We start from the raw sequence: 22,274 nt of genomic DNA on the forward strand, positions 1-22,274 counted from the left end.
ATAATGTATTTACATTAATTAAATAGACCCATGCTATATAACACCCTGCGCCAGTATGAGTACCTGATCGCCGTCGCCGAGCTGCGCAGCCTGACCGAGGCGGCCCGGCGGCTGAACGTGTCGCAGCCCTCGCTGTCGGTGGCGGTCACCCGGATCGAGGAGCGGCTTGGCACCCGCGTCTTCCTGCGCCGCAAAGGCGCCCCGGTCGAGATCACCCCGCAGGGGCATCGCCTCCTCGGCCGGATCCGCGAGCTGCTGCTGCTCGCCGAGGGGATCGAGCGCAGCTCGGACAGCCCGCCGCCTTTCGTCCTCGGCTGTTTCGAGGACCTCGCGCCGCTGCAGCTGGCTCAGGCGCTGGAACACCTGCGCAGCCGCTTTCCCGCTGTCAGTTTCGAAGGCGCCGAGGGGCGGTTCTCCGATCTCGCCACCGCGCTCGACGAGGGCCGCGTGGACCTGGCGATCTCCTATGACGTCGGCTTCGGCGCGCGCTTCGAGCGCTGCGTGCTCAAGACGATCCTGCCGGTGGCCTTCCTCGCGCCGGAACATCCGCTCGCCCGGCAGGAGACGCTGACCCTGCAGGAGCTGGCGGCGCATCCGCTGATCTTCTTCTCTGAAGAGCTGTCCGAGGGCTTCATGACGGCGCTCTTCAAGGCCATGCGGCTCAGCCCCACCGTCGGCCACAGGGTGCGCTCGCTGGAGATGATGCGTTCGCTCGCCGCGCATGGCGCCGGGATCGGCATCAGCTACTCCTCTCCGCCAAGCAGCATCTGCTACGACGGGCGACGCGTGACGACGGTACCGATCTCGACCACCGACGCCGCAACCGAGATCGCGTTGATCTGGCCGCGCCTGCGTGACACAGACCCGACCTTCCTCGAAATCGTCGCGGCGCTCGAAAGCAGCTTCGGCTGAACCCGGCTCAGCCGCGCTTCGGACGGCGGCTCATGCCATGCGCCGGGTCATAGCCCAGCAGAGCCAGCCCGAAGAAGACGACAAAGGCCAGCACCACCCAGAGCAGCGCCCAGCCGTTCAGGCTCTGGTAGAGCGCGAAGCGGATCAGCTCGACCGCATGGGTGAAGGGGTTCGCCGCGCAGATGTCGCGCAAGAGCGTCGAGCTCTCGGCCATCTTCCACAGCGGGTAAAGCGCGGTCGACAGGAAGAACATCGGGAAGATCACGAAGTTCATCACCCCGGCGAAATTCTCCAGCTGGCGGATCGTCGAGGAGATCAGCAACCCCAATGCCCCCAGCATCAGCCCCGACAGGATCAGCGCCGGCAGCACCAGCACGTAGCCCCAGCCCGGCAGCACGATGCCGAATCCCGCCGCCACGGCGAGAAACACGTAGACCTGCAGCACCGAGACCGCGACCCCCGCCAGCAGCTTCGACAAGAGCAGCCACCAGCGTGGCAGCGGCGAGGTCAGCAGCAGCCGCATCGAGCCCATCTCCTGATCGTAGACGAGGCTCAGCGAGCTCTGCATGCCGTTGAAGAGCTGGATCATCCCGCAGAGCCCGGGGATGATGTAGACCTCGTAGGTGATGTAGGTCTCGTAGGGCGGGATGATCGACATCCCCAGCGCAGCGCGGAAGCCGGCGGCGAAGACCATGAGCCAGACCAGCGGCCGAACCAGCGCCGCAAGGAAGCGCGAGCGCTGATGCACGAAGCGCATCGCCTCTCGGCGGACGATGGCAAGCATGGCGACCAGCCAAGCGTTCATCCCCGCCCCTCCCGTGCGGTGCTCTTCTGCCCGGTCATCTCGATGAAAACCTCGGCCAGCGGACGACCGCCGCGCAACTCCGAGGCCGGCTCATGCGCCAGCACCCGGCCCTTGTGCAGCACCACCACGTCGTCGCCATCGGCGATCTCGTCGACAAGATGCGTCGCCCAGAGCACCGTCAGCCCCGCCTTCGCCAGCCCGTGCACATGATCGACGATGGCCTGCCTGCTCTCGAAATCGAGCCCGACCGTGGGCTCGTCCAGCAGCAGCACCTCGGGCTGGTGGATGAGCGCCCGGGCAATCTCCATGCGCCGCCGGTGGCCGCCGTTGAGATTTCGCGCCTTCTCATCCGCCCGCTCGGCCATGCCGAGCTGCGCCAGCGCCGCCTCGCTGCGCCGCACCGCCTCGCGCCCGGCGATGCCATGTAGCGCCGCGAAGTAACGCATGTTGCGCATCACGCTCATGTCGAGATCGAGCGTGGGCTGCTGGAAGACCACACCGATCTTCGACAGCGCCGCGCGCGGCTCGCGCGCCATGTCGTGCCCGGCGACGGTGATCCGCCCCTCGCGGGTGACGAAGAGCCGGGTGAGCAGCGCGAAGAGCGTCGATTTGCCCGCCCCGTTCGGCCCAAGAAGCGCGGTGAACCCGGGGCGCAGCGCAAAACTCACCCCGTCGAGCGCGCGCTTGGGCCCGTAGCTGTAGCAAAGGTCAGAGACGTCGAGGGCGGTCATTCAGGCTCCGGTCACCCCCGCCAACGGCGCACCCGCCGCTCCCAGGGCTGCAGCACCAACCATTCCACCGCCAGCATCACCGCGATGAAGGAAAACGCGTAGACCAGCACCATGCCGACGTCGAAGAGCTGGAAATAGAGGTGGATCTGGAAGCCCACCCCGTCCGATCGGCCAAGGAATTCCACCACCAGCACGATCTTCCAGATCACCGCGATCCCCGAGCGGGCGGCCCCGGTGATGAAGGGCGCGAGCTGCGGCAGCACCACGTGGCGCAGCCGCCGCGCCAGCGGCATGCGGTAGACCTGGGCCATGGCGTCGAGCCCCGGGTCAAGCGCCCGCGCCCCCTCGCGGATCACCGTGGCGACATTGGGGATCTTGTTGAGCGTGACCGCGACGATGGCGGCGGTCTCGTTGAGGCCGATCCAGAGATAGCACAGCACGATCAGCACCAGCGCCGGCAGGTTGAGGAAAATCACCAGCCAGGGATCAAGCCAGCGGTCGAGCTTCGGGTAGCGCCCCATGGCCATACCCAGCGCGATGCCCGAGCCCATGGCCAGCACGAAGGCCCAGGCCACGCGGCCCAGCGTGCGCCCCAGGTGATAGGGCAACTCGCCCGAGCGCAGCGCCTCGGCAAAAGGTGCCGCCAGCGCCCAGGGCTGCGGCAGGATTTGCGGGTCATCGGTGAGGGTGGCGGCGAGCACCCACAGCAGCACGAGCACGGCCAGCGAGACCGCCGTGATACCGAGCCGTCCCGGCCCGGCGCGCGCGCCGCTGCGCGCATCGCCTGTCGTTCCGCCCATGCCCCTGCCGATGAAGCGCGTCGCGGTATCACTGCCCTGCACGAAGACCTCCCTCTCCAGCCGGAGAGGGTGACGGTTGAGTCGCCCCGCGTCAATTGCTCCTTAGGGAGCGGTTCGTCCCGTGGGGCGCGGATGGTACAAAGTTACAAACGAATGGATCGCGATCGGCCCCAATTCACCGGGCCGGACGCAGGCTCAGGCTTCGCGCTCTCCGGTGCCGACTTCGCGGCACTTCCAGTTGGACACCGTATAGGCCGGATGTTCCTCGACCCAGCGGGCCAGTTCCGGCTGGGCGCCCAACATGCAGGCCATGGGGGTGACATCGGAATACAATAGGCTGCGCTGATGGCACTGGTCAGGCGCACTCGACAAGCACGCCATAAAGAGAAGCTCAATCATGGTTGCCTCGTGTGTTTGAACGTGATGCCCTCCCAGTATCCCCCTGAGTGTTAACATTCAGGGGTCACAATTTGTGTCAGCTACGCCGCACTGCAGCATTGCCCAGCGAAAGCGCGCGTTACTTGGGCGAACGGGCGTTTTTAAGGCAGGCATGAAAGCGCAACGGCAGATTCTCGGGCGGTCGGGCCTCTCTCTGAAGGCCTGGCTGGGCCTTGGCGCGGGCCTCCTCGGCCTCGCGACGCTGCTGACAGCGGCAATCATCGTGCTCGGAATGGCCCGGGTTTCGGATCGGCTCGACTCGGCGCTGGCTGCCGAAGTGCGGCTCGAGGAGTATTCCGCGCTCTCCACGCAGGTCTCCACCTACATCGTGGTCGCCGCCGAGATGATCCAGAGCGGACAGCTTCCCGAGACCCGCGCCGCGCGCACCCAAGGCATCGCCGCGACCCTCGCCCAGACATTTGCCCGGCTGCGCGCCGGGCTCGACACCGAGGTCGCCGCCGCGCAGGGGCTCGACGCGCAGAGCCGCCGCGCCACGCTCTCGCTCTCCATCGCGCGGATCGAGGCGCTCTTCCGCTCGGCGCAGGCCGGTCTGACCTCCGAGACCACGGACCCCGCCCGCCTGCGCGCCCATCTCGACACTTTCGCCTCGGGGGTTGAACCGTTGCTGGCCGAGGCGGTGAACGAGGAGCGAAGGCTCCGCCGCGAGATCCTGCAGGGCATCGACGCGCTGCGCCACCGGCTGGTGCAAGCGGCGCTCGGCATGGGGCTGGTCGCGCTGCTGCTTTCGGCGGGCTTCTACTTCGGCCTCGTGCGCCCGCAGTTCCGCCGCCTCGACGCGCTGCGCACCGCCGCCCGGCGCATCGGGCAGGAGGATTTCGCCATCGCCCTGCCCGGCACGCGGCAGGACGAGATCGGCGCGCTCTACACCGAGACCAGCCGCATGGCACAGGCCCTCGCCACCCGCGCCGAGACCGTGGCCGAGGACCGCGCGCAACTCAACCAGACCATCGCGCAACGCACCGAGGCCCTGCGCGCCGCCAACGCCCGGCTCGAACGCACCGACGAGGACCGCCGCCGCTTCTTCGCGGACATCAGCCACGAGCTGCGCACCCCGCTCACGGTGATCCTGATGGAGGCGCAGCTCGGCAGGCAGGGTGCGTCCGAACCCGAGCTCGCCTTTGCCACCATCGAGTCCCGCGCCACCCGCCTCAGCCGCCGTATCGACGACCTGCTGCGCGTCGCCCGCTCCGAGACCGGGCAGCTTGCACTCGATCCGGTGCCGGTCGATCTGTCCGAGCTGGCGCAGGAGGCAATTGCCGAGACCGCCGCCGAGGTCTCGAACGCCGGGATGCATCTTGACCGCCCGACCGCCCCCCCCGGCCCCGCTGATCGTCGAGGCGACCGCAACTGGCTGCGGCAGGTGCTCACCGGCCTCATCCGCAATGCCATCCGCCACGCCCGCAGCGGCGGTGCCCTGAAGCTGGAGCTCCGCGCGGATGGGTCCGAGGCGGAGATCACCCTCACCGACAACGGCCCCGGCATCCCCCCCGGACATGCAGCCCCGCCTCTTCGACCGCTTCGCGCAGGGCGCCGGCAGCGCGCGGGCGCAGGGTTTCGGGCTCGGCCTGCCGCTGGCCCGCTGGGTGATCGAGCAGCAGGACGGCAGCATCACCATCCAAAGCCCCCTGCCCCGCACCGAGGCCCTTGGCGACGCACCCGGGACCAAAATCGCGGTTCGCCTGCCGCGCGCCCCGCGCTAGCCTGCCGCCATGAGCCATGCGCCCCGCCTCCTTGTCGTCGATGACGATCCCGAGATCTGCTCGGCCCTCGCCCGGGGGCTGGGGCTGCATGGCTACGCGGTGGAAACCTGCAACCGCGCCGATCTGGCGCTCGAACGGCTCAGCGGCCAGAGCTTCGACGCGGCGGTGATCGATGTCATGCTCGGCGCCGACAGCGGCATCGAGCTGGTCCGCAGTGCCCGCGCCGCCGGGGTGCAGCTGCCGGTGGTCATGCTCTCGGCGCTCTCGGAGGTCGAGCAGCGCGCCGCCGGTCTCGCCGCCGGGGCCGATGACTACGTGGTCAAACCCTTCGCCTTCGACGAACTCATCGCCCGGCTGCAGGTGCAGCAGCACCGCGCCGCCGCGATGCGCCCCGCCCCGGCCCGGCTGTCGGCGGCGGACCACAGCCTCAGCACCCCCGCCCGCAGGCTGCAGCTCACCGACCGCGAGTTCGCCCTGCTGGCGCTTCTCGCCACCCACGCGGGCACGCCGCTCTCGCGCGGCGAGATATTCGACCGGCTCTGGGCCGGCGACTCGCGCTCGGAAAACGTCGTTGACGTCTATATCGGCTACCTGCGCAAGAAGCTGAAACCATCGGCCGATTTCGGCTTCGATATCATCACCGTACGGCAACAGGGCTTCTGCCTCGAGGGCACCCCGCCGCGCCCCTGAACCGTTCCGGCACCGACTTTCGTCTCGGCCCTTCTTAGAAGATAAGAGTCGCCCCAAGCCCCCCCCGCGCCGCAGACTTCTCCCATCGCAACCCGCGAGAGGAGGAGACTTTCATGGCCTGGACGAAACCCGTGATCCGCGAAATCGAGTGCGGCATGGAAATCAACATGTACGGACCCGAGCACGACGACGGGGTGCTGTTCTGAACAGCCGCGCGCGGAGAACGTGATGCAACAGATCCGCGCGCGTATTCTCGGAGCCGCAGCCGGGGGCGGATTGCCCCAGTGGAACTGCGGCTGCGAGAACTGCCGGATGGCCCGTGCAGGCGACATCCCGGCCCAGACCCAAAGTTCGCTGGCCGTCTCGGCGAACGGAGCGGACTGGGCGATCCTCAACGCCTCGCCGGACATCCGCGCGCAGCTCGCGGCCACCCCCGAGCTGCACCCCACCGGACTGCGCGACATGCCGCTCCGCTCGGTGCTGCTGACCAATGGCGACATCGACCACGTCGCGGGGCTGCTGACCCTGCGCGAGATGCAGCCCTTCACGCTCTACGCCACCCCCGGCATCCACGAGGTGATCGCCGGCAACCCGGTCTTCGCGGCGCTGAACAGTGCCGTGGTGCCCCGCGCCGAGCTGGCGCTGGACGAGCCCGCCGAGATCGCCCCCGGCCTCACCGCCACGCTCTTCGCGGTGCCGGGCAAGGTGCCGCTCTACATGGAGGGCACCGAGGTCGAGACCGATCTTCTCGGCGAACAGACCGTCGGCGTCGAACTGCGTGCCGGCACCTCCCGTGCCTTTTACATCCCCGGCTGCGCGCGGCTCGACGAGACTCTGCGCGCCCGGCTTACCGGGGCCGCGCTGGTCTTCTTCGACGGCACGCTCTGGCGCGACGACGAGATGATCGCCGCCGGTCTGGGCGCCAAGACCGGTCGCCGCATGGGCCACATGTCGATGAGCGGCCCCGCCGGCTCGATCGCCGCCTTCGACGGGCTCGATCTGGGCCGCAAGGTCTTCGTGCACATGAACAACACCAACCCGGTGCTGCGCCCCGGCGCCCCCGAGCGGACCGAGGCCGAGGCGGCGGGCTGGACCATAGGCCAGGATGGCATGGAGCTGACCGCATGACCGACGCACTCTCCCGCGCAGAATTCGAGGCCCGCCTCCGCCGCATCGGCGCCGAGCGCTACCACGACCTGCATCCCTTCCATCACCGGCTGCACGGCGGCACCTGCACCCCGGACGAGGTCCGCGCCTGGGTGATCAACCGCTATTACTACCAGCATTCGATCCCGATGAAGGACGCCGCCTTCATGTCGCGCGTCGCGGATCCGGACCTGCGCCGCGCCTGGCGCTCGCGCATCGAGGACCACGACGGCACCGAGACCAATGAGGGTGGCATCCGCCGCTGGCTGCGCCTCGCCGAGGCGGTTGGTCTTGATCGCGATTACGTCGCCTCCTGCGAGGGCGTGCTGCCCGCCACCCGTTTCGCGGTTGATGCCTACGTCCGTTTCGTGCGCGACAAGACGCTGCTCGAGGCCGTCGCCGCCTCGCTGACCGAGCTCTTCGCCCCCAAGATCCACGCCTCCCGCATCGAGGGGCTGCTGCAGAACTACGCCTTCGCCGACGACGCGGCGCTGAGCTACTTCCGCAATCGCCTCAAGGAGGCGCCCAAGGACGTCGCCTTCGGCCTGAAGTGGGTGCTCGACCATGCCGACACTGCAGAAAAGCAGGATCAGGCCGCCCGCGCCCTGATGTTCAAGACCGACGTGCTCTGGTCTCAGCTCGACGCGCTCTGGGGTGCCTATGTCGAGCCCGCCCGCATCCCTCCCGGCGCCTGGCGCCCCGGCGAGGGGCTGGCCCCCGGCGCCGAGGCGGCCTGATGGACCCCGCCGCCATCCCGACCCTGCCCCGCGGCGTACGCCTGCACCGCGACCGCGTCCGGGACCAATGGGTGCTGCTCGCCCCCGAGCGCGCGGTCACCCTCGACGCCGTCGCCCACGCGATCCTCTCCGAGGTCGACGGCACCCACAGCCTTGCCGAGATCACCGAGACCCTCGCCGCCCGCTACGCCGCCCCGCCCGAACAGATCGCCGCCGACGCGGCCGCCTTCCTGCAGGCCCTGCACGCCCGGCGCTTCCTCGACCTCTCCCCCTGACCCTTCTTCTCTTTTTCAAATACGCACGGCCCGGCGCCGACCACGGGCCGCCCCGCTGATCAAAGGCCCGCCATGACCAAAGCCAAGCCCCCCATCGCGATGCTCGCCGAGCTGACCCACCGCTGCCCGCTCTCCTGCCCCTATTGTTCGAACCCGCTGGAGCTGACCCGGCAGGAGGCCGAGCTCTCGACCGAGGACTGGGCCCGCGTCTTCCGCGAGGCGGCGGATCTCGGCGTGCTGCAGCTCCACCTCTCGGGCGGCGAGCCCGCCACCCGCCGCGATCTCGAGGATCTGGTGTGCGCCGCCCGCGACGCCGGGCTCTACACCAACCTCATCACCTCGGGCATCGGCCTCACCGAGCGCCGGCTCCGCGCGCTCGACGACGCCGGGCTCGACCACATCCAGCTCAGCCTGCAGGGCACGACGCCCGAGATGGCCGACGAGATCGGCGGCTACCGCGGCGGCTTTGCCCGAAAGCTGCAGGTTGCGGAATGGATCGGAAAGATCGGCTTTCCGCTGACCCTCAACGCGGTGCTGCACCGGCGCAACCTGCACCAGTTGCCGCGCGCCTTGGAGATGGCGCTCGAGATGGGCGCCCGCCGAATCGAGGTGGCGACGGTGCAGTTTCACGGCTGGGCGCTGAAGAACCGCGACGCGTTGATGCCGACGAAGGCGCAGGCAGCGGAGGCCACCCGCCTCGTCGCCGAGGCGCGGGTCCGGCTGAAGGGGCGGCTGGTCATCGACTACGTGCCCGCCGATTACCATTCCGACTATCCCAAGCGCTGCATGGGCGGCTGGGGCTCGACCGGGCTCAACGTGGCGCCCGACGGAACCGTCCTGCCCTGCCACGCCGCACAGACGATTCCCCACCTGCGCTTCGAAAGCGTCCGCGACCGCCCGCTCACGGCGATCTGGTACGAGGGCGCCGCCTTCGAGGCCTATCGCGGTACCGGCTGGATGAAGGAGCCCTGTGCAAGCTGCGAACGCCGCGAGATCGACTTCGGCGGCTGCCGGTGCCAGGCGATGGCGCTGGCGGGCGATCCCGCGGCGACCGACCCAGTCTGCGTGAAGTCGGCCCAGCACCTGGACCTTCAGGCCCGCGCCGCCGCCCATGCCGAGGCCGACTCGCCCCTTACCTACCGCAGTGCGCCCGGCAAACCCGCCACAGAACCCGCCGAGTGAGTCGAAACAGGGTCTTTCTCTCCTGATTTGAGCCTGTTGAGAGGCGACTCGTCGGCAAGTTGCCCGCCAAACCACAGCAGAGCGAGTCGCCGCGTGGCCTTCGGATTCTGTCAGAAACCGGTTTTTCGCCGGGAAAACATGCAGTCGCGATGCCCAAGCGGAAGACAGGTAAAAAGCAACACAATTTCAATCAATTATCCCGCGTCTTGCGGCCGCCCTGTGAAGAGTCGCAAAATATTGCGGCACGCCCCCTGCCCTCCTGGCGAAGGAATCTGTGGACAACTCCGCTCTCTCTTGCATAAAGGAACGGTAATAAAAGCGCTGGCGGAAAACAGCGTTACCGACAATGAGGGCAGCAGTGGCGGAACCGATCCATATCAACGCCCGTGTGCGGGAGAACGCCGAGGCGATCAGCGCGGCGCTCGAGGACCATATGCTCAAGGTCTTCGCCCCCGATGCGCGCAAGGAACTTCGCCGCTTTTCCGCGGGCGAGGCGGCAGAGCTGCTCGGCATCTCTCCGAGCTTCCTGCGCAAGCTGCATTTCGAGAACCGTGTGCCCGAGGTGCATACCACGCCGGGCGGAAGAAGACACTATTCCGGGGAAGATCTGCAGGAAATCCGCAAGATCCTCGACAATACCGCCAAGACCAAGGGCACCTACCTGCGCGGCCGCCGCGAAGGTGACAAGGTGCAGGTGCTGTCCTTCCTCAACTTCAAGGGCGGCTCGGGCAAGACCACCAGCTCGATCCACACCGCGCAGCGCCTGGCGCTCAAGGGCTACCGCGTTCTGGCGGTGGACATCGACCCGCAGGCCTCGCTGACCACGCTCTTCGGCTACCGTCCCGAATATGATTTCCTGCATTCCGGCACGATCTACGACGCGATCCGCTACGACGATCCGGTGCCGATGTCGCAGATCATCCAGAAGACCTATTTCACCGGCATCGACCTAGCGCCGGGTGGGCTGATCTTGCAGGAATTCGAGCACGAGACGCCGCAGGCGCTGATGGCCAACATGCAGCCGCCCTTCTTCGCCCGCATGGCCGCGGCGCTTCAGGAGGTCGAGGCAGAGTATGACGTGATCATCTTCGATTGCCCGCCGCAGCTCGGCTATCTGACCATGTCGGCGCTCTGCGCCTCGACCGGCGTGCTGATCACCATCGTGCCCAACATGCTGGACATCGCCTCGATGGCGCAATTCCTGCAGATGAGTGCTGATCTGCTCGACGTGGTGTCGAATGCCGGCGCCAGCATGGAGTTCGACTTCCTGCGCTTTCTGATCAACCGCTACGAGCCGAACGACGGGCCGCAGCAGCAGGTCGTCGCCTTCCTGCGCCAGCTCTTCGGCGAAGAGGTCATGGTCTCGTCCATGCTGAAATCCACCGCGATCTCGGACGCCGGGCTGACGACCCAGACCCTCTACGAGGTCGACCGCTCGCAGTTCCACCGCAACACCTATGACCGCGCGATCGATTCACTGAATCAAGTCAATGATGAGGTCGAGTCTCTCATTCAGAAAGCATGGGGACGCTGATGGCACGCAAAGGCATTCTGGAACCACGGATTTCGACCCTCGGCGGCGGCGACCGCAAGCCAGGCCCCGCCGAGTCGCGGATGATGCCGCGCGGCGCGGTCGGCGCGCTGCAGAGCTCGCTGTCGAAGCTGCAGGAGAACGCGGTTCAGGAGATCGACGCCGATCTCATCGACGACGCCGGCTTCGAGGACCGCCTCGGGCTCGATCCCGCCGCGCAGGGCCAGCTGAAAGAGAGCCTGCAGACCTACGGTCAGCAGGTTCCGGTGCTTTTGCGCCCGCATCCCAAGACCAACGGCCGTTTCGAGATCGTCTACGGCCGCCGCCGCCTCGGGGCGCTGCGCGAGCTTGGGATGAAGGTCAAGGCGATGGTCCGCCAGCTCGACGACCACGCGCTGGTCATGGCGCAGGGGCAGGAAAACACCTCCCGCCAGGACCTGAGCTTCGTGGAAAAGGCGAGCTTTGCCGCCCAGCTGCAGGACTCGGGCTATGACCGGCAGACAATCGCCGCGGCGCTGTCGATCGACCTGCCGATGGTGAGCCGGATGCTGAAGGTGGGCACGGCCTTTGCCCTGCCCTTCCTGCGCCGCATCGGCTCGGCCCCGGGCATCGGCCGCGACCGCTGGATGGCGCTCGCCAAGGCGCTGCAGGACGAGGCCGCGAGCGCGCGCGCCGAGGACGCCATGATCCACCCCGATTTCGGTGCGCTGGATTCCGACGCCCGTTTCGAGGCGGTCTATGCCGCGACCCAGCGCAAGACGAGCGCGCCCAAGGCCCCTGCCCCGCGGCCGCGCAGCCTGCGTTCCCGCGACGGCATGGCGCTGGCAGAGGTGCGCAGCACCTCGCGCGGATTGACTCTGACGGTGCCCTCGCGCACTGCAGACGGCTTCGACCGGTGGCTCGACTCGCAGGCCGAGGCCATCATCAACGAACTTCACGACCGCTGGCAAAGCACCCGGTCGGAAGACTGAGAGCAGTAGAACAGGAACGGAGGCACGAGAGGACAGGCGACAAAAAGAAAAGCCCCCCAGGACGGATCCCGGAAGGCCCTTCTCGAAAGTAGCACTTTGAGTTAGCCGCCAGCACCGGTCCCTGTCAACTCCACATCTCGGTGTGGGGCAGGAATTTTGTTGTCTTTCGTGAAAATTTGCATGCAGGACACGTCCCGACACCCTGTCGGGCGGCCGCTATCGGCTTGCCTGACGTCGCAGGTCGGCTCCCACGACAAGTGGGCGCTGCTGCGCGATCTCACCATTGCCGCCGAGGACTTCGGTCTCGGCCACCGCCCGCTGTCGGTGCTGAAGGCGCTGCTCAGCTTCTGGCCCGAGCGTGAGCTGCCCGGCGCGCCCGGCGGTGCCATCGTCTTCCCCTCGAACCGGGCGCTGTCGGAGCGGCTTTCCGGCATGCCCGAGAGCACGCTGCGGCGGCACCTTGCGGCGCTGACCGCCAGCGGTATTGTCCGCCGTCACGACAGCGCCAACGGCAAGCGCTTCGCCCGCCGCGCCGGGGCCGAGATCGGCGTGGCCTTCGGCTTCGACCTCTCCCCCCTCGCCCGCGCCGCCTCTGCCCTGGCGCAAGCGGTCACCGAGGCCACCCTGCGCCGCGAACGCATCGCCGTGCTACGCGCGAGGCTTGGCATGCTGCGCCAGCGGCTGCTCGGGACAGGCGCCCCCGAGGAGCTGCTCGAAGCGGCCCGGCTGCTGCTGCGCCGCAAGTGCTCCGAGCAGGTTCTCACGGCGATTGTCAGCCGTCTCGAGGCCGAACTTCCGGCGGAGACGCCCGCGGAAATTCCCGCGCTCACCGTCTCTTCGCCCGCCCAACTGAGCGCCAGCAACAGCCAAAATGAGCGGCACATACAGGAATCAGATAGATCCTATTCTGACTCTGAGAGCACGCAGCAGGCAGAGGCAGTTCGACTGGATACTGCCGGACCAGCGGAGAAAGATGCCCAATTGAGCCTGCCGATGGTCGCAGAGACCTGCCGGGAGTACCGCGCCTTCTTCCCCGATGCGCCCAAAGGCTGGCACGAACTGGTGGCCATCTCGCAGAGGCTCGCGCCGATGATGGGGGTGGAGCCGCCGGTGCTGCACGAGGCACAGCGGATCATGGGCCCGGAACGGGCGGCGGCAACCCTGCTCTGCCTGCTCGAACGGCACGCGCATATCCGCAAGCCCGGCGCCTACCTCAGGCGGCTGACACAAATGGCGCGGCAGGACTCTTTCTCTGTCTTTTCGATGCTTGCCACCCTGTCGCGTCGGGCCGATCCGGGAAATTGTCAGCTGACAATTTGAAAATACGCTTGTTTTCAGTGGGTTGAAAATTCGTCCCTCTGGCAAGTTTTTGCAGGTCCGGCGGGGCTGCGACCATGGGCTGTGTTCCGGCGCCCCGCCCGCTTCGGCTAGGTTGTCCTGACCCTCCGGATGCAGCGGACCTCCCGCCGTGCGCCGCCACTCCCGCCGCCCGTCATGGGCCCCGACCAAGGAAGTCTCGATGATCCGCTCCCCGCACGTTCCCGGTGCAAGCCTCAGAACGTCCGATCTCGTCGCCCTGCGCGAGACGGCGCGGGAGCATTTCCACCCCTGGCAGTCCCGGGACTGGCCCGGGGTGGTGCTGGTGGCGGACTTCCGTCCGTCGATGCTGAGCGGCCAGCTCCGCGCTTTCCGCTCGGTGGCGGCGGCCGAGGCGCTGGCGCTTATCGGCTGGCGCGTGGTGCAGGACGGCGGCTGGGTCGCGCTGCTGGCCCTCGGCGCGAGCGCCCCGGTGGTGGTGCCAGCCGGTCGCGGCCAGCCCGGAATGCGCGAGATCGTCACGGGTCTCGTGGCCGCGCATGAGACGGCCGAGGCCATGGCGCTTGCCGGCTGCTTCGACGACCCGCCGCTGGTGCCGGGGCTCGGGGCGCTCGAAGCCCTGGCGCTGCCGGGCGCGGCGCTGGTGATCGCCTCTGGCTTCGAAGTGCCCGGCCAAGGGCTGGCCGCGCGGGTCGAGACGCTGTCGCGGGCGCATCTGCTGCGGCTCCTGCATGTCATCGACGGCCCGGACGGAGACCCCCATCCAGCGTGCGGCCTCCTGACGCTTGATGCGAACCTGCCGCCGGAACAGGCCGCACCCTATCTCGGGCGCGCGCTGCGCCGCGCCGCTTTGTCCGGCTGACAATCCGCCCAAATCCTCCGGCAAAGAGGCGCCGAGCCGATACGAATGGTTGCATTGCCAGAGCCCAAACAAGGCCGCACCCTTGCGCGACGGGTCCGCAGGGAGGCGGGCGCGCATGGGAGGAGCCAGAGGAAATGGGAATTCTCGACAAATTATTCGGCGGGGACGAGCCGCCGTCCACGCCGCAGTTCAGCCATGTGAAGATCCATCCGCAGGTGGATGGCGGCATCACCCCGGCGCGGCCCGGCTTTGCCGGAGGCACGCTGAGCTGCCAGTGCAGCAGTGATCCCGTCGTGGTCCGCATCGGCGCGCAGACCGCGCATAACCACGTCTGCGGCTGCACCAAGTGCTGGAAGCCCGCGGGCGCGGTGTTCAGCCAGATCGCCGTGGTCGCCCGCGACCAAGTCGAGGTGCTGGAAAATGCCGACAAGCTCGAGGTGGTCGACGCCTCGGCGGCGATCCAGCGCCACGCCTGCAAGGGCTGCGGCGTGCATATGTATGGCCGCATCGAGAACACCGGGCACCCGTTCCACGGGCTCGACTTCGTGCACACCGAATTGTCGTCCGACGACGGCTGGGCGCCGGCGGAATTCGCGGCCTTCGTCTCGTCGATCATCGAGTCCGGGGTCGATCCGTCCCGCATGGATGACATCCGCAGCCGGCTGCGCGAGCTGGGGCTCGAGCCCTATGACTGCCTCTCGCCGCCGCTGATGGACGCCATCGCCACTCATGTGGCCAAGCAGAGCGGGGCGCTGGCCTAGGCCGGGCTCCGGCGCGCGCCTCGCAAACCTCGGCGCGGAGGCGCGCGTTCCTTGCCCCAGGGGAACAACACCGTTGCGCGAGTGAAATTTCATGCGCTAACCTCTCCGTGGGAGGAGAGTTCAATGAAAGACATGCAAGATGCGGCCGCATCGGGCACGATCGGGCCTGTTTTGATCGTTGACGATCATCCGCTTTATAGTGATGCGCTGGACGCCGCGTTGCGGATGGTGTTCCCGGAGTGTCAGCCGTCCAAGGCGCAGACGCTCGGCGCCGCGCTGGAGTTGCTTGAGCAGGGGCTCGCACCCGACCTGGTGATGTTCGACCTCAAGCTACCGGACGTCTGCGGCATTTCCGGCTTCCAGCGTCTCCACGAGGCGCTGCCCGAGGTGCCGGTACTGGTGATCTCCTCGCTGACCTCGGTGCAGGTGGTGCAGGCGCTGATGCAGGAGGGGGCGGCGGGCTTCCTGCCCAAGGACGCCCCGGCGCCGCTGCTGCGCGAGGCGCTGCGCGAGATCGCCGCTGGCCGGCGCTACGTGCATGCCGGCTACCTGGGCGAGACGGTGAGCGAGGCCGAGGCACCGCCTTTCGAGGCGATGCACCCGAAGCTGGCCGAGCTGACGCCGCAGCAGAAACGGATCATGAAGCTGATCTGTGCCGGCAAGCCGAACAAGCAGATCGCCTACGAGCTCGATCTCGCCGAGGCGACGGTAAAGGCGCATATCACCGCGCTCCTGCGGCGGCTCGGGGTGCAGAACCGGACGCAGGCGGCGGTGCTGGTGGAAAGCTCGCAGCCCGCCACGACCATCGGCGCCGCGGATGCCGATGCCCAGGCCTTCCTGAGCCGCTGACCCATATGGCGCCAGACCGCCCGTTGCCCCGTTTCGTCCGCATCGCGGTCTCCTACCAGACCGAGGCCGCCGCCGCCGTGACCGAGGCGCTGGCGATGCTCGACCTTTCCGACACCTGCTTCATCCTCGCCTTCATGCCCGAGGGGCTGGTGCTGGACGCCGTGGCGCAGGCGCTTGAGGAGGGGGCAGGCGGGGTGCCGGTCTTCGGCTGCACCACTGCCGGGACGATCACCCAGGAGGGCTACGAGACCGGGGCGCTGCTGCTGCTGGCCTTCCCGCGCGAGCACTTCCGCTGCGCCTCGATGCTGATCTCGCCGCTGAAGCCGCTGCTGATGAAGTCCATCGCCTCGGAGGTGCGCAGCCACGCGGTGCGCTTCCGCCGCACCGCCGGGTGGAACCGGCTGGCGCTGATCTTCGCCGACGGGCTGGCCAAGCAGGAGGAGATGCTGGTCGCCACGCTCGAGGCGGCGCTTGGCGAAGTGCCGGTCTTCGGAGGCTCGGCGGGTGACAATCTTGCCTTCAAGGAAACCTTCGTCCTGCACGACGGGCGCTTCCACAGCAATGCGGCCGTTCTCCTTCTGGTTGAAACGGACCTCGAGTTCCGCGGCCTCGGCTTCGACCATTTCCTGCCCACCGACGAGCAGATGGTGGTGACCCATGCATTGCCCGAGGAGCGTCTGGTCTTCGAGATCAACGGTGCCCCGGCGGCGCTGGAATACGCGCGCATCGTCGGCGTGCCGGTCGAGCGGCTGTCGCCGCAGGTCTTCGCCGAGAACCCGATGCTGGTGCGGCAGAACATGAATTACCATGTGCGCGCGGTGCATGGTGCGCCAAGCTCGCACGCGCTCTCCTTCCTGGGGGCGATCGACGACGGGCTGATCCTGACGCTGGGCCGGGGCAAGGAGATCCTCGAGACGCTCGAGCACGAGCTCGACGTCACCGGCTCGCAGGAGGCGCCGCCGGATTTCGTGCTCGGCTTCGACTGCGTGCTGCGCAAGCTCGAGATCGAGCAGAAGCAGCTCGCCCCGGCGGTGAGCGAGATTTTCCGCCGCCGCCGCGTGCTGGGGTTCAACACCTACGGCGAGCAGCATTGCGGCGTGCACGTGAATCAGACCTTCGTCGGCGTCGCCTTCTTCGATCCGGGGAGGCGTGACTTCGCATGATCGACCCCCATGAGCCGCTCGAGAGCCAGGTCGCCCGGCAGGCAAAGATCATCGACGCGCTGATGCGCCGTGCCAACCGGCAGCACGAGATTGGCAGCACCGCCTATGGCGCCTTCCAGTCGGCCATCGCGCTGCAGGCGCAGGTCTGGGCCAAGACCCGCGATCTCGAGCTGACCACCGACGCGCTGCGCCACGCCCGGCACGACTCCGAGCGGATGCGCAAGAACCTCGCCGATGCGCTGGCGGCGCTCGACGGCGGGGTGGCGCTGTTCACCGGCGGACGGCTCGAGGTCTGCAACGACAACTTCCAGCGGCTGCTGCCCGACATCTCGGAGTTGCTGCGGCCGGGGCTGGAGATCGGCGCCTGTCTCTCGGCCATGGCCGAGAGCGCGCATCTGGTGAGCGTCGAGGGCAGTTTCGACGCGGCGCTGGCGCAGGCACGGCGGGGCAGGGCAGGGGCCTCGGTGGTCTCGCTGGTGATCGAGCTGACCGGGGACCGCTGGTACCAGATCAACCTGCAGCGCACGAGCGACGAGAACATCGTGCTGTTGCTCACCGAGATGACCGCCATCCTGCGCCGCAACCGGTCCGAGAAGGAGAGCCTGATCGACCGTCAGGCGGACTACCTGCAGGCGGTTTTCGAGAACATGACCTCGGGGGTCTGCACCTTTTCGCCCGAGGGCGCGGTGATGATGTACAACCAGCAGTTCCGGCAGCTGCTGGGGCTGCCCTACACGGTGCTGCAGAAGGGAGTCGAACTGGCCCGGATCCTCGATTTCGTCGCTTTGCACGGGCTGATCACCGAGGCCGCCGAACATGACATCGCCCATTGGCTCGACCGGCTGGAACGGCAGGGGCGGCTGCGTCGGCGGCTGCGCCATGCCTCGGGGCGGATGCTGGACCTGCACGCCCACCGGCTGCCCGACGGCGGGGTGCTGCTGGAGCTGAAAGACGTGACGCTTGAGACGCGCGCCACGGTGATGCTCGAGAACCGGGTGATCGAGCGCACCGCCGAGCTGACCCGCGCCAACGCGCAGCTGCGCCTGCAGTTCGAGGAAAAGGCCCGGGTCGAGGAGGAGCTGCGGCTGGCCAAGGAGCGGGCCGAGGCGGCGGTCTCGTCGAAGACCCGCTTTCTCGCCGCCGCCAGCCACGACCTGCTGCAGCCGATCAACGCCGCCAAGCTGCTCATCGCGACGCTGCTCGATGCGGCCGCCGACACCCGCTTTGCGCCGACGGTGGAGCGGCTCGAGGGCTCCTTCACATCGATCGAGCAACTGCTGCACTCGCTGCTGGATATCTCGCGGCTGGAGAGCGCCGACAAGGCGCTGACCCCTTCCGAGCTCTGCCTCGGCACGCTGATGCGCAGCGTCTGGGAGGATCAGATCCCGGTGGCGCAGCGCCGTGGGGTGCGGCTCGACGTGGTGCCGAGCATGGTCTTCGTGCGCTCCGATCCGATCTACCTGCTGCGCTCGATCCAGAACCTCGTGGTCAACGCGTTGCAATACACTCCCGAGGGCGGCCGGGTGCTGGTCGGCTGCCGGCGCCGCGGCGGGCGCATCGAGCTGCAGGTCTGGGACACCGGTATCGGCATCTCGCGCAAGGATCAGAAGCGCATATTCGAGGAGTTCGCCCGCGCCGACAACGTGCCGCTCGGCTCGGGGGTGGGGCTGGGGCTGTCGATCGTCGACCGGACCTGCCGCCAGCTTGGCCACCACGTGCGGGTGCGCTCCAAGCCGGGCGCGGGCTCGGTCTTCAGCATCGAGATGGAGGTGGTCGAGGGCCGCCGCGCCGAGCCCGAGGAGGGCTGCGAGCGCACCCCCGCCATGGCCTACGAGATGGACCACATCGTGCTGCTGGTGGAGAACGACCCGGACGTGCTCTTCGCCTTCTCGCAGAAGCTCGAGCAATGGGGAGCGAGCGTGCTCGCGGCGCGCTCGATCTCCGAGGCGCTGGGGCATGTGCGCGACATGGGCATGCCGCCGGACATCATCCTCGCCGACTACCAGCTCGACCACGGCGAGACCGGCGACGTGGCGATCGCCGAGATCCGCCGCGAGTGCGGCGCGCAGGTGCCGGCGATCATGATCACCGCCAACCGCGGCAACGGTCTGATGAAGAAGGGCGCGGCGCAGGGCTTCTCGGTGCTGACCAAGCCGGTGCAACTGGCCCGGCTGCGCTCGTTGATCGACTGGAAGGTGCGCTGGCAGTCGCCGGAAGGGTAGGGGGCGCCCCGTGGCGGTCTCTGCGGCGGGCACCGACAAAAGTCGGCAATGACAGGCGGGGCCGACGGGGTAGGCTGCGCATTGGGAAACCACGCGGGAGGAGTCGCGCCATGCGCAGGAAACTGGCCCTGATCGCCGTGCTGGGGGCGCTCGCGCTGCCCGCAGCCGCGGCCACCACCGAGGCCGAGCAGACCTACCAGCTGCTGTTCAAGGAAGGCACGCTTGACAGCGTCGCCCCGGAGGCGGTGCTGCATTACACCCGCGCCGTGCAGAACGGCGCGCTGCCCGAGGCGGCGGAGACCGGCAGCGGCGAGATTGCCCTGTCGTTCGAGCAGCAGCCCGAGGCGCGGATCGCCAACCTGCAGTTCCTGCAGGAGGGCAAGCACCGCAACCTCGGCAGCTTCCCGGCCAGCGTTGGCAACCCGATGATCATGTATTTCTACGAGACGGTGATCCGCGACATGGCCGAGACCGCCGGCGGCTCGCCCTTCTACATCCGCAACCGCATCAAGGACTCGCTGGTGCGCCCCGCCGAGGTCGAGACCGGAGAGGCCCTCTACGGCGGCGAGACCATCGAGACCCGCACCGTCACCCTGCGGCCCTTTGCCGAGGACCCGAACCGCGCACGCATGCAGGGCTTCGGCGATCTCGAGCTGCGGGTCACCATGTCCGAGGCGGTACCGGGCTGGTACCTGAGCCTGATCGCCGAGGCACCGGGCGCCGAGGGCGCGGAAGGAGGCTACCTCTCGGAGCTGCGCTTCGACGAGGTGGCGGCGCAATGATCCGGCTGGTTCTGGTGCTCGCGCTCTGCAGCCCGGCGGCGGTCTCGGCGCAGAGCGTGGCCGAGCGGCTCAACGACTACCCGACCGAGGTGCGCGCCGATTACGTCTTCGGTTGCATGGCTTCGAACGGGCAGAACCGCGAGAGCCTGCGCAAATGCTCCTGCTCGATCGACGAGATCGCCGCCATCCTGCCCTATGACAAGTATGTCGAGGCCGAGACGGTGCTCTCGCTGCGGCTCACCGGCGGCGAGCGCATGGCGATCTTCAACAGCTCGGCCATGGCAGACGGCATCGTTGCCGAGCTGCGCCGGGCGCAGGCCGAGGCCGAGGTGGTCTGCTTCTTCTGACCGCATGACTTGACCTCTGTCATGTCGCCACCCATATTGACGCATATAACGTCATATTGGGTGGCAAGCATGGATCTTCGCGGTGTATCGGATGACGGGCTCTTTGCCCCGCGGCTAATGGCGCAGAGCCTGCGCACCACGGTGGACGAGATCGCCCAGACCGCCGGGCTCGGCCGCGACGCGCTGACCCGGGCGAACCGGGTGGGCAACCCCCGCACCCAGAAGCGCCTGCGCGAGATGGTCGAGATCGTCAACCGCGTCGCGCCGCGCTTCGGCTCGGACCTGCTGGCCTATGCCTGGTACCGTTCGGCGCCGCTCGCGGGCTTCGGCGAGGCGACGGCGATGCAGCTGGTGCGCGACGGCCACGCCGACTGGGTGCACCTCTACCTCGACAGGCTCGACGCCGGCATCCCCGCCTGATGCACTTTCAAGGCACGCTCTACCGCGCGCTCTCGCCCTACTGGGCCTACCGCCCCTTGTCGGGCGAGGGGGCGGAGCGCTTCGGCGGGCGCTTCAACCGGGTCGGCCGCGCGGCGCTCTACCTTGCCGACAGCGTCGAGACGGCGCTCAACGAGGTGCAGCAGGCCGGGCAGTTCGCGCCGGTGACGCTGGTGGCGGTGGAGGCTGATCTCGATCCTCTCTTCGATGCCTGCGACGCCGCGGCGCTGGCGCAGATCGGCGCCCGGCCCGAGGATCTGGCCCTGCCCGACTGGGCGGCTCGGCAGGCGATGCAGGGCAGTGCTCCGACGCAGGATCTGGCCGAGCGGGTGCTGGCGATGGGCTTTTGCGGCATGCGGGTGCCGAGCTTCGCACCCGGCGCCCGGGCGGCGGCGCGCAACCTCGTGCTCTGGCGCTGGGGCGAGGCGCTGCCGCACCGCCTGCGGCTGATCGACGACGAGAACCGCCTGCGCCATCCGCCCGCGCCGCCGTCCTGAGGTGGGGCAACTGGCCTAGCCGCCGGCCTTAGGCAGCTCGGTCTCGAAGCGATTCCCCTCGGTGTCCGTCGCTTTCACGGTCAGAGCGGAGGCGCCATTGTCGGCATAGCTGAAGCGGAAGGCGGGGTTTTCCGAGATCGAGATGCCGCCGTCCATGGCAAAGAGAAGCTCTTCCCCCTGCCAGACCTCGAGATGGTCGATGAAATGCGCGGGGATGAAGAGCTGGGTAATCTGGTCGCGCTGCAGCCCCGAGAAGTTCGGATGGCGGATCTGGATCTGCGCCTCGCGCCGGGCAGTGGACTGCTGCGGCGCGCTGCTTTCGGACGGGCCGAAGAGCCGCAGCTTCATCCGCCCCAGATCGGCCAGCGCCTCCTCGCCTGCCTTGCTGGCCGGCGCCGAGCAGCCGCCCGAGGCCTTCACGTAACGCCCGTCCATGCGCAGGCCCTCCGGCGTCTCGGCGATCACCCGCACGTTGGAATAGGCGTTCACCCGCAGCCGCAGCTCGAAGTCGAGCGGCGCCATGGCGGCGCCGAAGGTGAACGTGCCCGCGACCGGCGAGGGATTCTCGTCGATCACCACCGTGGCTTTCCCGATGCTCCCCGCAGGATCGGTCTGCACGATGTGCAGCGGCACGGTGGCGGCATCCTCGGCGCGGTAGGGGGCCTCGACGGTGAACAGGCCGCCCGCGGGCGCAATGGCGGCCTCGCCGGTGATGTCGGGGCGCAGCTCCTCCCAGGTGGGGCTCTCCTGCAGCGGCGTGCCTTGGGTGTCGGCGGCCTGCACGGGCAGGGCGAGGGCGGCGGCGAGCAGGGCGGCGGGGATGGTCTGGCGCGGCATGGGGCTCCTCCTGGACCGGCCGGCGTGGGTCAGCGGCAGTCTAGGCCCCGGCGGGGCAGGGGGCTACCGAGCGCAAGGTCGGTATGGATCGCGCCGCGCCGGGGCGCGAGGCTCGGGTGCGGCGAGAGGGGAGGCGGCATGTTCGAGGCCATCGTGATGCTCTGCGCAGGGCTGGCGGGCGAGCCGCCCTGCCGCGCCGCGCTGGTGCCGGGCCATGAGGCGGCGGAGCTGGCCGGTTGCGAGGCGACGCTGGAGGATCA

The 22,274-nt window shown here is 68.4% G+C and carries 25 protein-coding genes; 20 read left to right on the top strand and 5 right to left on the bottom strand.

The window, feature by feature from the left end; translation table 11 throughout:
- Window positions 1-30: 30 nt before the first annotated feature.
- Complete coding sequence (locus CLG85_RS12175; protein ID WP_260348971.1) at window positions 31-912, top strand: LysR family transcriptional regulator; 882 nt, start codon at window positions 31-33, stop codon at window positions 910-912.
- A 7-nt stretch (window positions 913-919) separates the two neighbouring features.
- On the opposite strand, the gene pedC is transcribed toward CLG85_RS12175, so the two are convergent.
- The 4 genes from pedC to CLG85_RS12195 form a co-directional block, all read right to left on the bottom strand.
- The gene (gene pedC, locus CLG85_RS12180) at window positions 920-1,717 is read right to left on the bottom strand and encodes a lanthanide ABC transporter permease protein PedC (protein ID WP_095882946.1); all 798 of its coding nucleotides are present in this window, start codon (window positions 1,715-1,717) and stop codon (window positions 920-922) included.
- Complete coding sequence (pedB, locus tag CLG85_RS12185; RefSeq protein WP_095882947.1) at window positions 1,714-2,448, bottom strand: lanthanide ABC transporter ATP-binding protein PedB/LutE; 735 nt, start codon at window positions 2,446-2,448, stop codon at window positions 1,714-1,716. The genes pedC and pedB overlap by 4 nt, the downstream gene beginning before the upstream one ends.
- Window positions 2,449-2,459: 11 nt before the next feature.
- Window positions 2,460-3,290, bottom strand: coding sequence for an ABC transporter permease (locus tag CLG85_RS12190; RefSeq protein ID WP_375796917.1), 831 nt, complete (start codon window positions 3,288-3,290; stop codon window positions 2,460-2,462).
- Between the two features lie 153 nt (window positions 3,291-3,443).
- Window positions 3,444-3,647 (bottom strand): hypothetical protein, encoded by a 204-nt coding sequence (locus tag CLG85_RS12195; protein ID WP_095882948.1) that lies wholly within the window; start codon window positions 3,645-3,647, stop codon window positions 3,444-3,446.
- A 151-nt stretch (window positions 3,648-3,798) separates the two neighbouring features.
- Between CLG85_RS12195 and CLG85_RS28010 the strand changes: the two genes are divergently transcribed.
- The 19 genes from CLG85_RS28010 (at window position 3,799) to CLG85_RS12295 (ending at window position 21,177) form a co-directional block, all read left to right on the top strand.
- Complete coding sequence (locus CLG85_RS28010) at window positions 3,799-5,451, top strand: sensor histidine kinase (protein WP_446323473.1); 1,653 nt, start codon at window positions 3,799-3,801, stop codon at window positions 5,449-5,451.
- Window positions 5,417-6,097, top strand: coding sequence for a response regulator transcription factor (locus tag CLG85_RS12210; RefSeq protein ID WP_224848550.1), 681 nt, complete (start codon window positions 5,417-5,419; stop codon window positions 6,095-6,097). Before CLG85_RS28010 ends, CLG85_RS12210 begins: the two co-directional genes overlap by 35 nt.
- A gap of 113 nt (window positions 6,098-6,210) precedes the next feature.
- Window positions 6,211-6,303 carry a pyrroloquinoline quinone precursor peptide PqqA gene (pqqA, locus tag CLG85_RS12215; RefSeq protein WP_040384855.1) on the top strand — a complete coding sequence of 31 codons (93 nt, stop codon included), beginning with the start codon at window positions 6,211-6,213 and terminating at the stop codon, window positions 6,301-6,303.
- Between the two features lie 22 nt (window positions 6,304-6,325).
- Entirely contained in the window at window positions 6,326-7,225 is a 900-nt protein-coding gene (gene pqqB, locus CLG85_RS12220) for a pyrroloquinoline quinone biosynthesis protein PqqB (protein WP_095883068.1), read from the top strand.
- Entirely contained in the window at window positions 7,222-7,980 is a 759-nt protein-coding gene (gene pqqC / locus CLG85_RS12225; RefSeq protein ID WP_095883069.1) for a pyrroloquinoline-quinone synthase PqqC, read from the top strand. The genes pqqB and pqqC overlap by 4 nt, the downstream gene beginning before the upstream one ends.
- Window positions 7,980-8,255, top strand: coding sequence for a pyrroloquinoline quinone biosynthesis peptide chaperone PqqD (pqqD, locus tag CLG85_RS12230; RefSeq protein WP_260348977.1), 276 nt, complete (start codon window positions 7,980-7,982; stop codon window positions 8,253-8,255). The genes pqqC and pqqD overlap by 1 nt, the downstream gene beginning before the upstream one ends.
- Before the next feature lie 72 nt (window positions 8,256-8,327).
- Complete coding sequence (gene pqqE, locus CLG85_RS12235) at window positions 8,328-9,437, top strand: pyrroloquinoline quinone biosynthesis protein PqqE (protein ID WP_260348978.1); 1,110 nt, start codon at window positions 8,328-8,330, stop codon at window positions 9,435-9,437.
- Between the two features lie 346 nt (window positions 9,438-9,783).
- Window positions 9,784-10,971 carry a plasmid partitioning protein RepA gene (repA, locus tag CLG85_RS12240; RefSeq protein WP_263619956.1) on the top strand — a complete coding sequence of 396 codons (1,188 nt, stop codon included), beginning with the start codon at window positions 9,784-9,786 and terminating at the stop codon, window positions 10,969-10,971.
- Window positions 10,971-11,939 carry a plasmid partitioning protein RepB gene (gene repB / locus CLG85_RS12245; RefSeq protein WP_095883331.1) on the top strand — a complete coding sequence of 323 codons (969 nt, stop codon included), beginning with the start codon at window positions 10,971-10,973 and terminating at the stop codon, window positions 11,937-11,939. The genes repA and repB overlap by 1 nt, the downstream gene beginning before the upstream one ends.
- A 180-nt stretch (window positions 11,940-12,119) precedes the next feature.
- The gene (gene repC, locus CLG85_RS12250) at window positions 12,120-13,259 is read left to right on the top strand and encodes a plasmid replication protein RepC (protein WP_260348979.1); all 1,140 of its coding nucleotides are present in this window, start codon (window positions 12,120-12,122) and stop codon (window positions 13,257-13,259) included.
- 199 nt (window positions 13,260-13,458) lie between these two features.
- On the top strand, window positions 13,459-14,118 hold the full coding sequence (locus CLG85_RS12255) for a DUF58 domain-containing protein (protein ID WP_260348980.1): 660 nt from the start codon (window positions 13,459-13,461) through the stop codon (window positions 14,116-14,118).
- 134 nt (window positions 14,119-14,252) lie between these two features.
- The gene (gene gfa, locus CLG85_RS12260) at window positions 14,253-14,879 is read left to right on the top strand and encodes an S-(hydroxymethyl)glutathione synthase (protein ID WP_095881110.1); all 627 of its coding nucleotides are present in this window, start codon (window positions 14,253-14,255) and stop codon (window positions 14,877-14,879) included.
- A gap of 123 nt (window positions 14,880-15,002) precedes the next feature.
- Window positions 15,003-15,728 carry a LuxR C-terminal-related transcriptional regulator gene (locus CLG85_RS12265; protein ID WP_095881109.1) on the top strand — a complete coding sequence of 242 codons (726 nt, stop codon included), beginning with the start codon at window positions 15,003-15,005 and terminating at the stop codon, window positions 15,726-15,728.
- 5 nt (window positions 15,729-15,733) lie between these two features.
- Entirely contained in the window at window positions 15,734-16,891 is a 1,158-nt protein-coding gene (locus CLG85_RS12270; RefSeq protein ID WP_095881108.1) for an FIST N-terminal domain-containing protein, read from the top strand.
- Window positions 16,888-19,113, top strand: a complete 2,226-nt coding sequence (locus CLG85_RS12275) for a hybrid sensor histidine kinase/response regulator (protein ID WP_095881107.1) — start codon at window positions 16,888-16,890, stop codon at window positions 19,111-19,113. The genes CLG85_RS12270 and CLG85_RS12275 overlap by 4 nt, the downstream gene beginning before the upstream one ends.
- 110 nt (window positions 19,114-19,223) lie before the next feature.
- Window positions 19,224-19,895 carry a hypothetical protein gene (locus CLG85_RS12280; protein WP_095881106.1) on the top strand — a complete coding sequence of 224 codons (672 nt, stop codon included), beginning with the start codon at window positions 19,224-19,226 and terminating at the stop codon, window positions 19,893-19,895.
- Window positions 19,892-20,242: a hypothetical protein gene (locus CLG85_RS12285; RefSeq protein WP_095881105.1), complete on the top strand. Its 351-nt coding sequence runs from the start codon at window positions 19,892-19,894 to the stop codon at window positions 20,240-20,242. The genes CLG85_RS12280 and CLG85_RS12285 overlap by 4 nt, the downstream gene beginning before the upstream one ends.
- A 69-nt stretch (window positions 20,243-20,311) precedes the next feature.
- Window positions 20,312-20,662: an antitoxin Xre/MbcA/ParS toxin-binding domain-containing protein gene (locus tag CLG85_RS12290; RefSeq protein ID WP_095881104.1), complete on the top strand. Its 351-nt coding sequence runs from the start codon at window positions 20,312-20,314 to the stop codon at window positions 20,660-20,662.
- The gene (locus CLG85_RS12295) at window positions 20,662-21,177 is read left to right on the top strand and encodes an RES family NAD+ phosphorylase (RefSeq protein WP_260348981.1); all 516 of its coding nucleotides are present in this window, start codon (window positions 20,662-20,664) and stop codon (window positions 21,175-21,177) included. Before CLG85_RS12290 ends, CLG85_RS12295 begins: the two co-directional genes overlap by 1 nt.
- Window positions 21,178-21,192: 15 nt before the next feature.
- Here CLG85_RS12295 and CLG85_RS12300 read toward each other — a convergent pair whose 3' ends face one another.
- Window positions 21,193-22,014 (bottom strand): quinoprotein dehydrogenase-associated SoxYZ-like carrier, encoded by an 822-nt coding sequence (locus CLG85_RS12300; protein ID WP_260348983.1) that lies wholly within the window; start codon window positions 22,012-22,014, stop codon window positions 21,193-21,195.
- Between the last annotated feature and the right edge of the window lie 260 nt (window positions 22,015-22,274).

Origin of the sequence: Alloyangia mangrovi (assembly GCF_002300555.2) — a bacterium.
GTDB classification, from domain to species: domain Bacteria; phylum Pseudomonadota; class Alphaproteobacteria; order Rhodobacterales; family Rhodobacteraceae; genus Salipiger; species Salipiger mangrovi.

Coding starts and splice junctions, on each gene's coding strand:
- CLG85_RS12175 (WP_260348971.1), top strand. CDS start 31: ATGCTATATAACACCCTGCGCCAGTATGAGTACCTGATCGCCGTCGCC.
- pedC (WP_095882946.1), bottom strand. CDS start 1,717: ATGAACGCTTGGCTGGTCGCCATGCTTGCCATCGTCCGCCGAGAGGCG.
- pedB (WP_095882947.1), bottom strand. CDS start 2,448: ATGACCGCCCTCGACGTCTCTGACCTTTGCTACAGCTACGGGCCCAAG.
- CLG85_RS12195 (WP_095882948.1), bottom strand. CDS start 3,647: ATGATTGAGCTTCTCTTTATGGCGTGCTTGTCGAGTGCGCCTGACCAG.
- CLG85_RS28010 (WP_446323473.1), top strand. CDS start 3,799: ATGAAAGCGCAACGGCAGATTCTCGGGCGGTCGGGCCTCTCTCTGAAG.
- CLG85_RS12210 (WP_224848550.1), top strand. CDS start 5,417: ATGAGCCATGCGCCCCGCCTCCTTGTCGTCGATGACGATCCCGAGATC.
- pqqA (WP_040384855.1), top strand. CDS start 6,211: ATGGCCTGGACGAAACCCGTGATCCGCGAAATCGAGTGCGGCATGGAA.
- pqqB (WP_095883068.1), top strand. CDS start 6,326: ATGCAACAGATCCGCGCGCGTATTCTCGGAGCCGCAGCCGGGGGCGGA.
- pqqC (WP_095883069.1), top strand. CDS start 7,222: ATGACCGACGCACTCTCCCGCGCAGAATTCGAGGCCCGCCTCCGCCGC.
- pqqD (WP_260348977.1), top strand. CDS start 7,980: ATGGACCCCGCCGCCATCCCGACCCTGCCCCGCGGCGTACGCCTGCAC.
- pqqE (WP_260348978.1), top strand. CDS start 8,328: ATGACCAAAGCCAAGCCCCCCATCGCGATGCTCGCCGAGCTGACCCAC.
- repA (WP_263619956.1), top strand. CDS start 9,784: ATGAGGGCAGCAGTGGCGGAACCGATCCATATCAACGCCCGTGTGCGG.
- repB (WP_095883331.1), top strand. CDS start 10,971: ATGGCACGCAAAGGCATTCTGGAACCACGGATTTCGACCCTCGGCGGC.
- repC (WP_260348979.1), top strand. CDS start 12,120: ATGCAGGACACGTCCCGACACCCTGTCGGGCGGCCGCTATCGGCTTGC.
- CLG85_RS12255 (WP_260348980.1), top strand. CDS start 13,459: ATGATCCGCTCCCCGCACGTTCCCGGTGCAAGCCTCAGAACGTCCGAT.
- gfa (WP_095881110.1), top strand. CDS start 14,253: ATGGGAATTCTCGACAAATTATTCGGCGGGGACGAGCCGCCGTCCACG.
- CLG85_RS12265 (WP_095881109.1), top strand. CDS start 15,003: ATGAAAGACATGCAAGATGCGGCCGCATCGGGCACGATCGGGCCTGTT.
- CLG85_RS12270 (WP_095881108.1), top strand. CDS start 15,734: ATGGCGCCAGACCGCCCGTTGCCCCGTTTCGTCCGCATCGCGGTCTCC.
- CLG85_RS12275 (WP_095881107.1), top strand. CDS start 16,888: ATGATCGACCCCCATGAGCCGCTCGAGAGCCAGGTCGCCCGGCAGGCA.
- CLG85_RS12280 (WP_095881106.1), top strand. CDS start 19,224: ATGCGCAGGAAACTGGCCCTGATCGCCGTGCTGGGGGCGCTCGCGCTG.
- CLG85_RS12285 (WP_095881105.1), top strand. CDS start 19,892: ATGATCCGGCTGGTTCTGGTGCTCGCGCTCTGCAGCCCGGCGGCGGTC.
- CLG85_RS12290 (WP_095881104.1), top strand. CDS start 20,312: ATGGATCTTCGCGGTGTATCGGATGACGGGCTCTTTGCCCCGCGGCTA.
- CLG85_RS12295 (WP_260348981.1), top strand. CDS start 20,662: ATGCACTTTCAAGGCACGCTCTACCGCGCGCTCTCGCCCTACTGGGCC.
- CLG85_RS12300 (WP_260348983.1), bottom strand. CDS start 22,014: ATGCCGCGCCAGACCATCCCCGCCGCCCTGCTCGCCGCCGCCCTCGCC.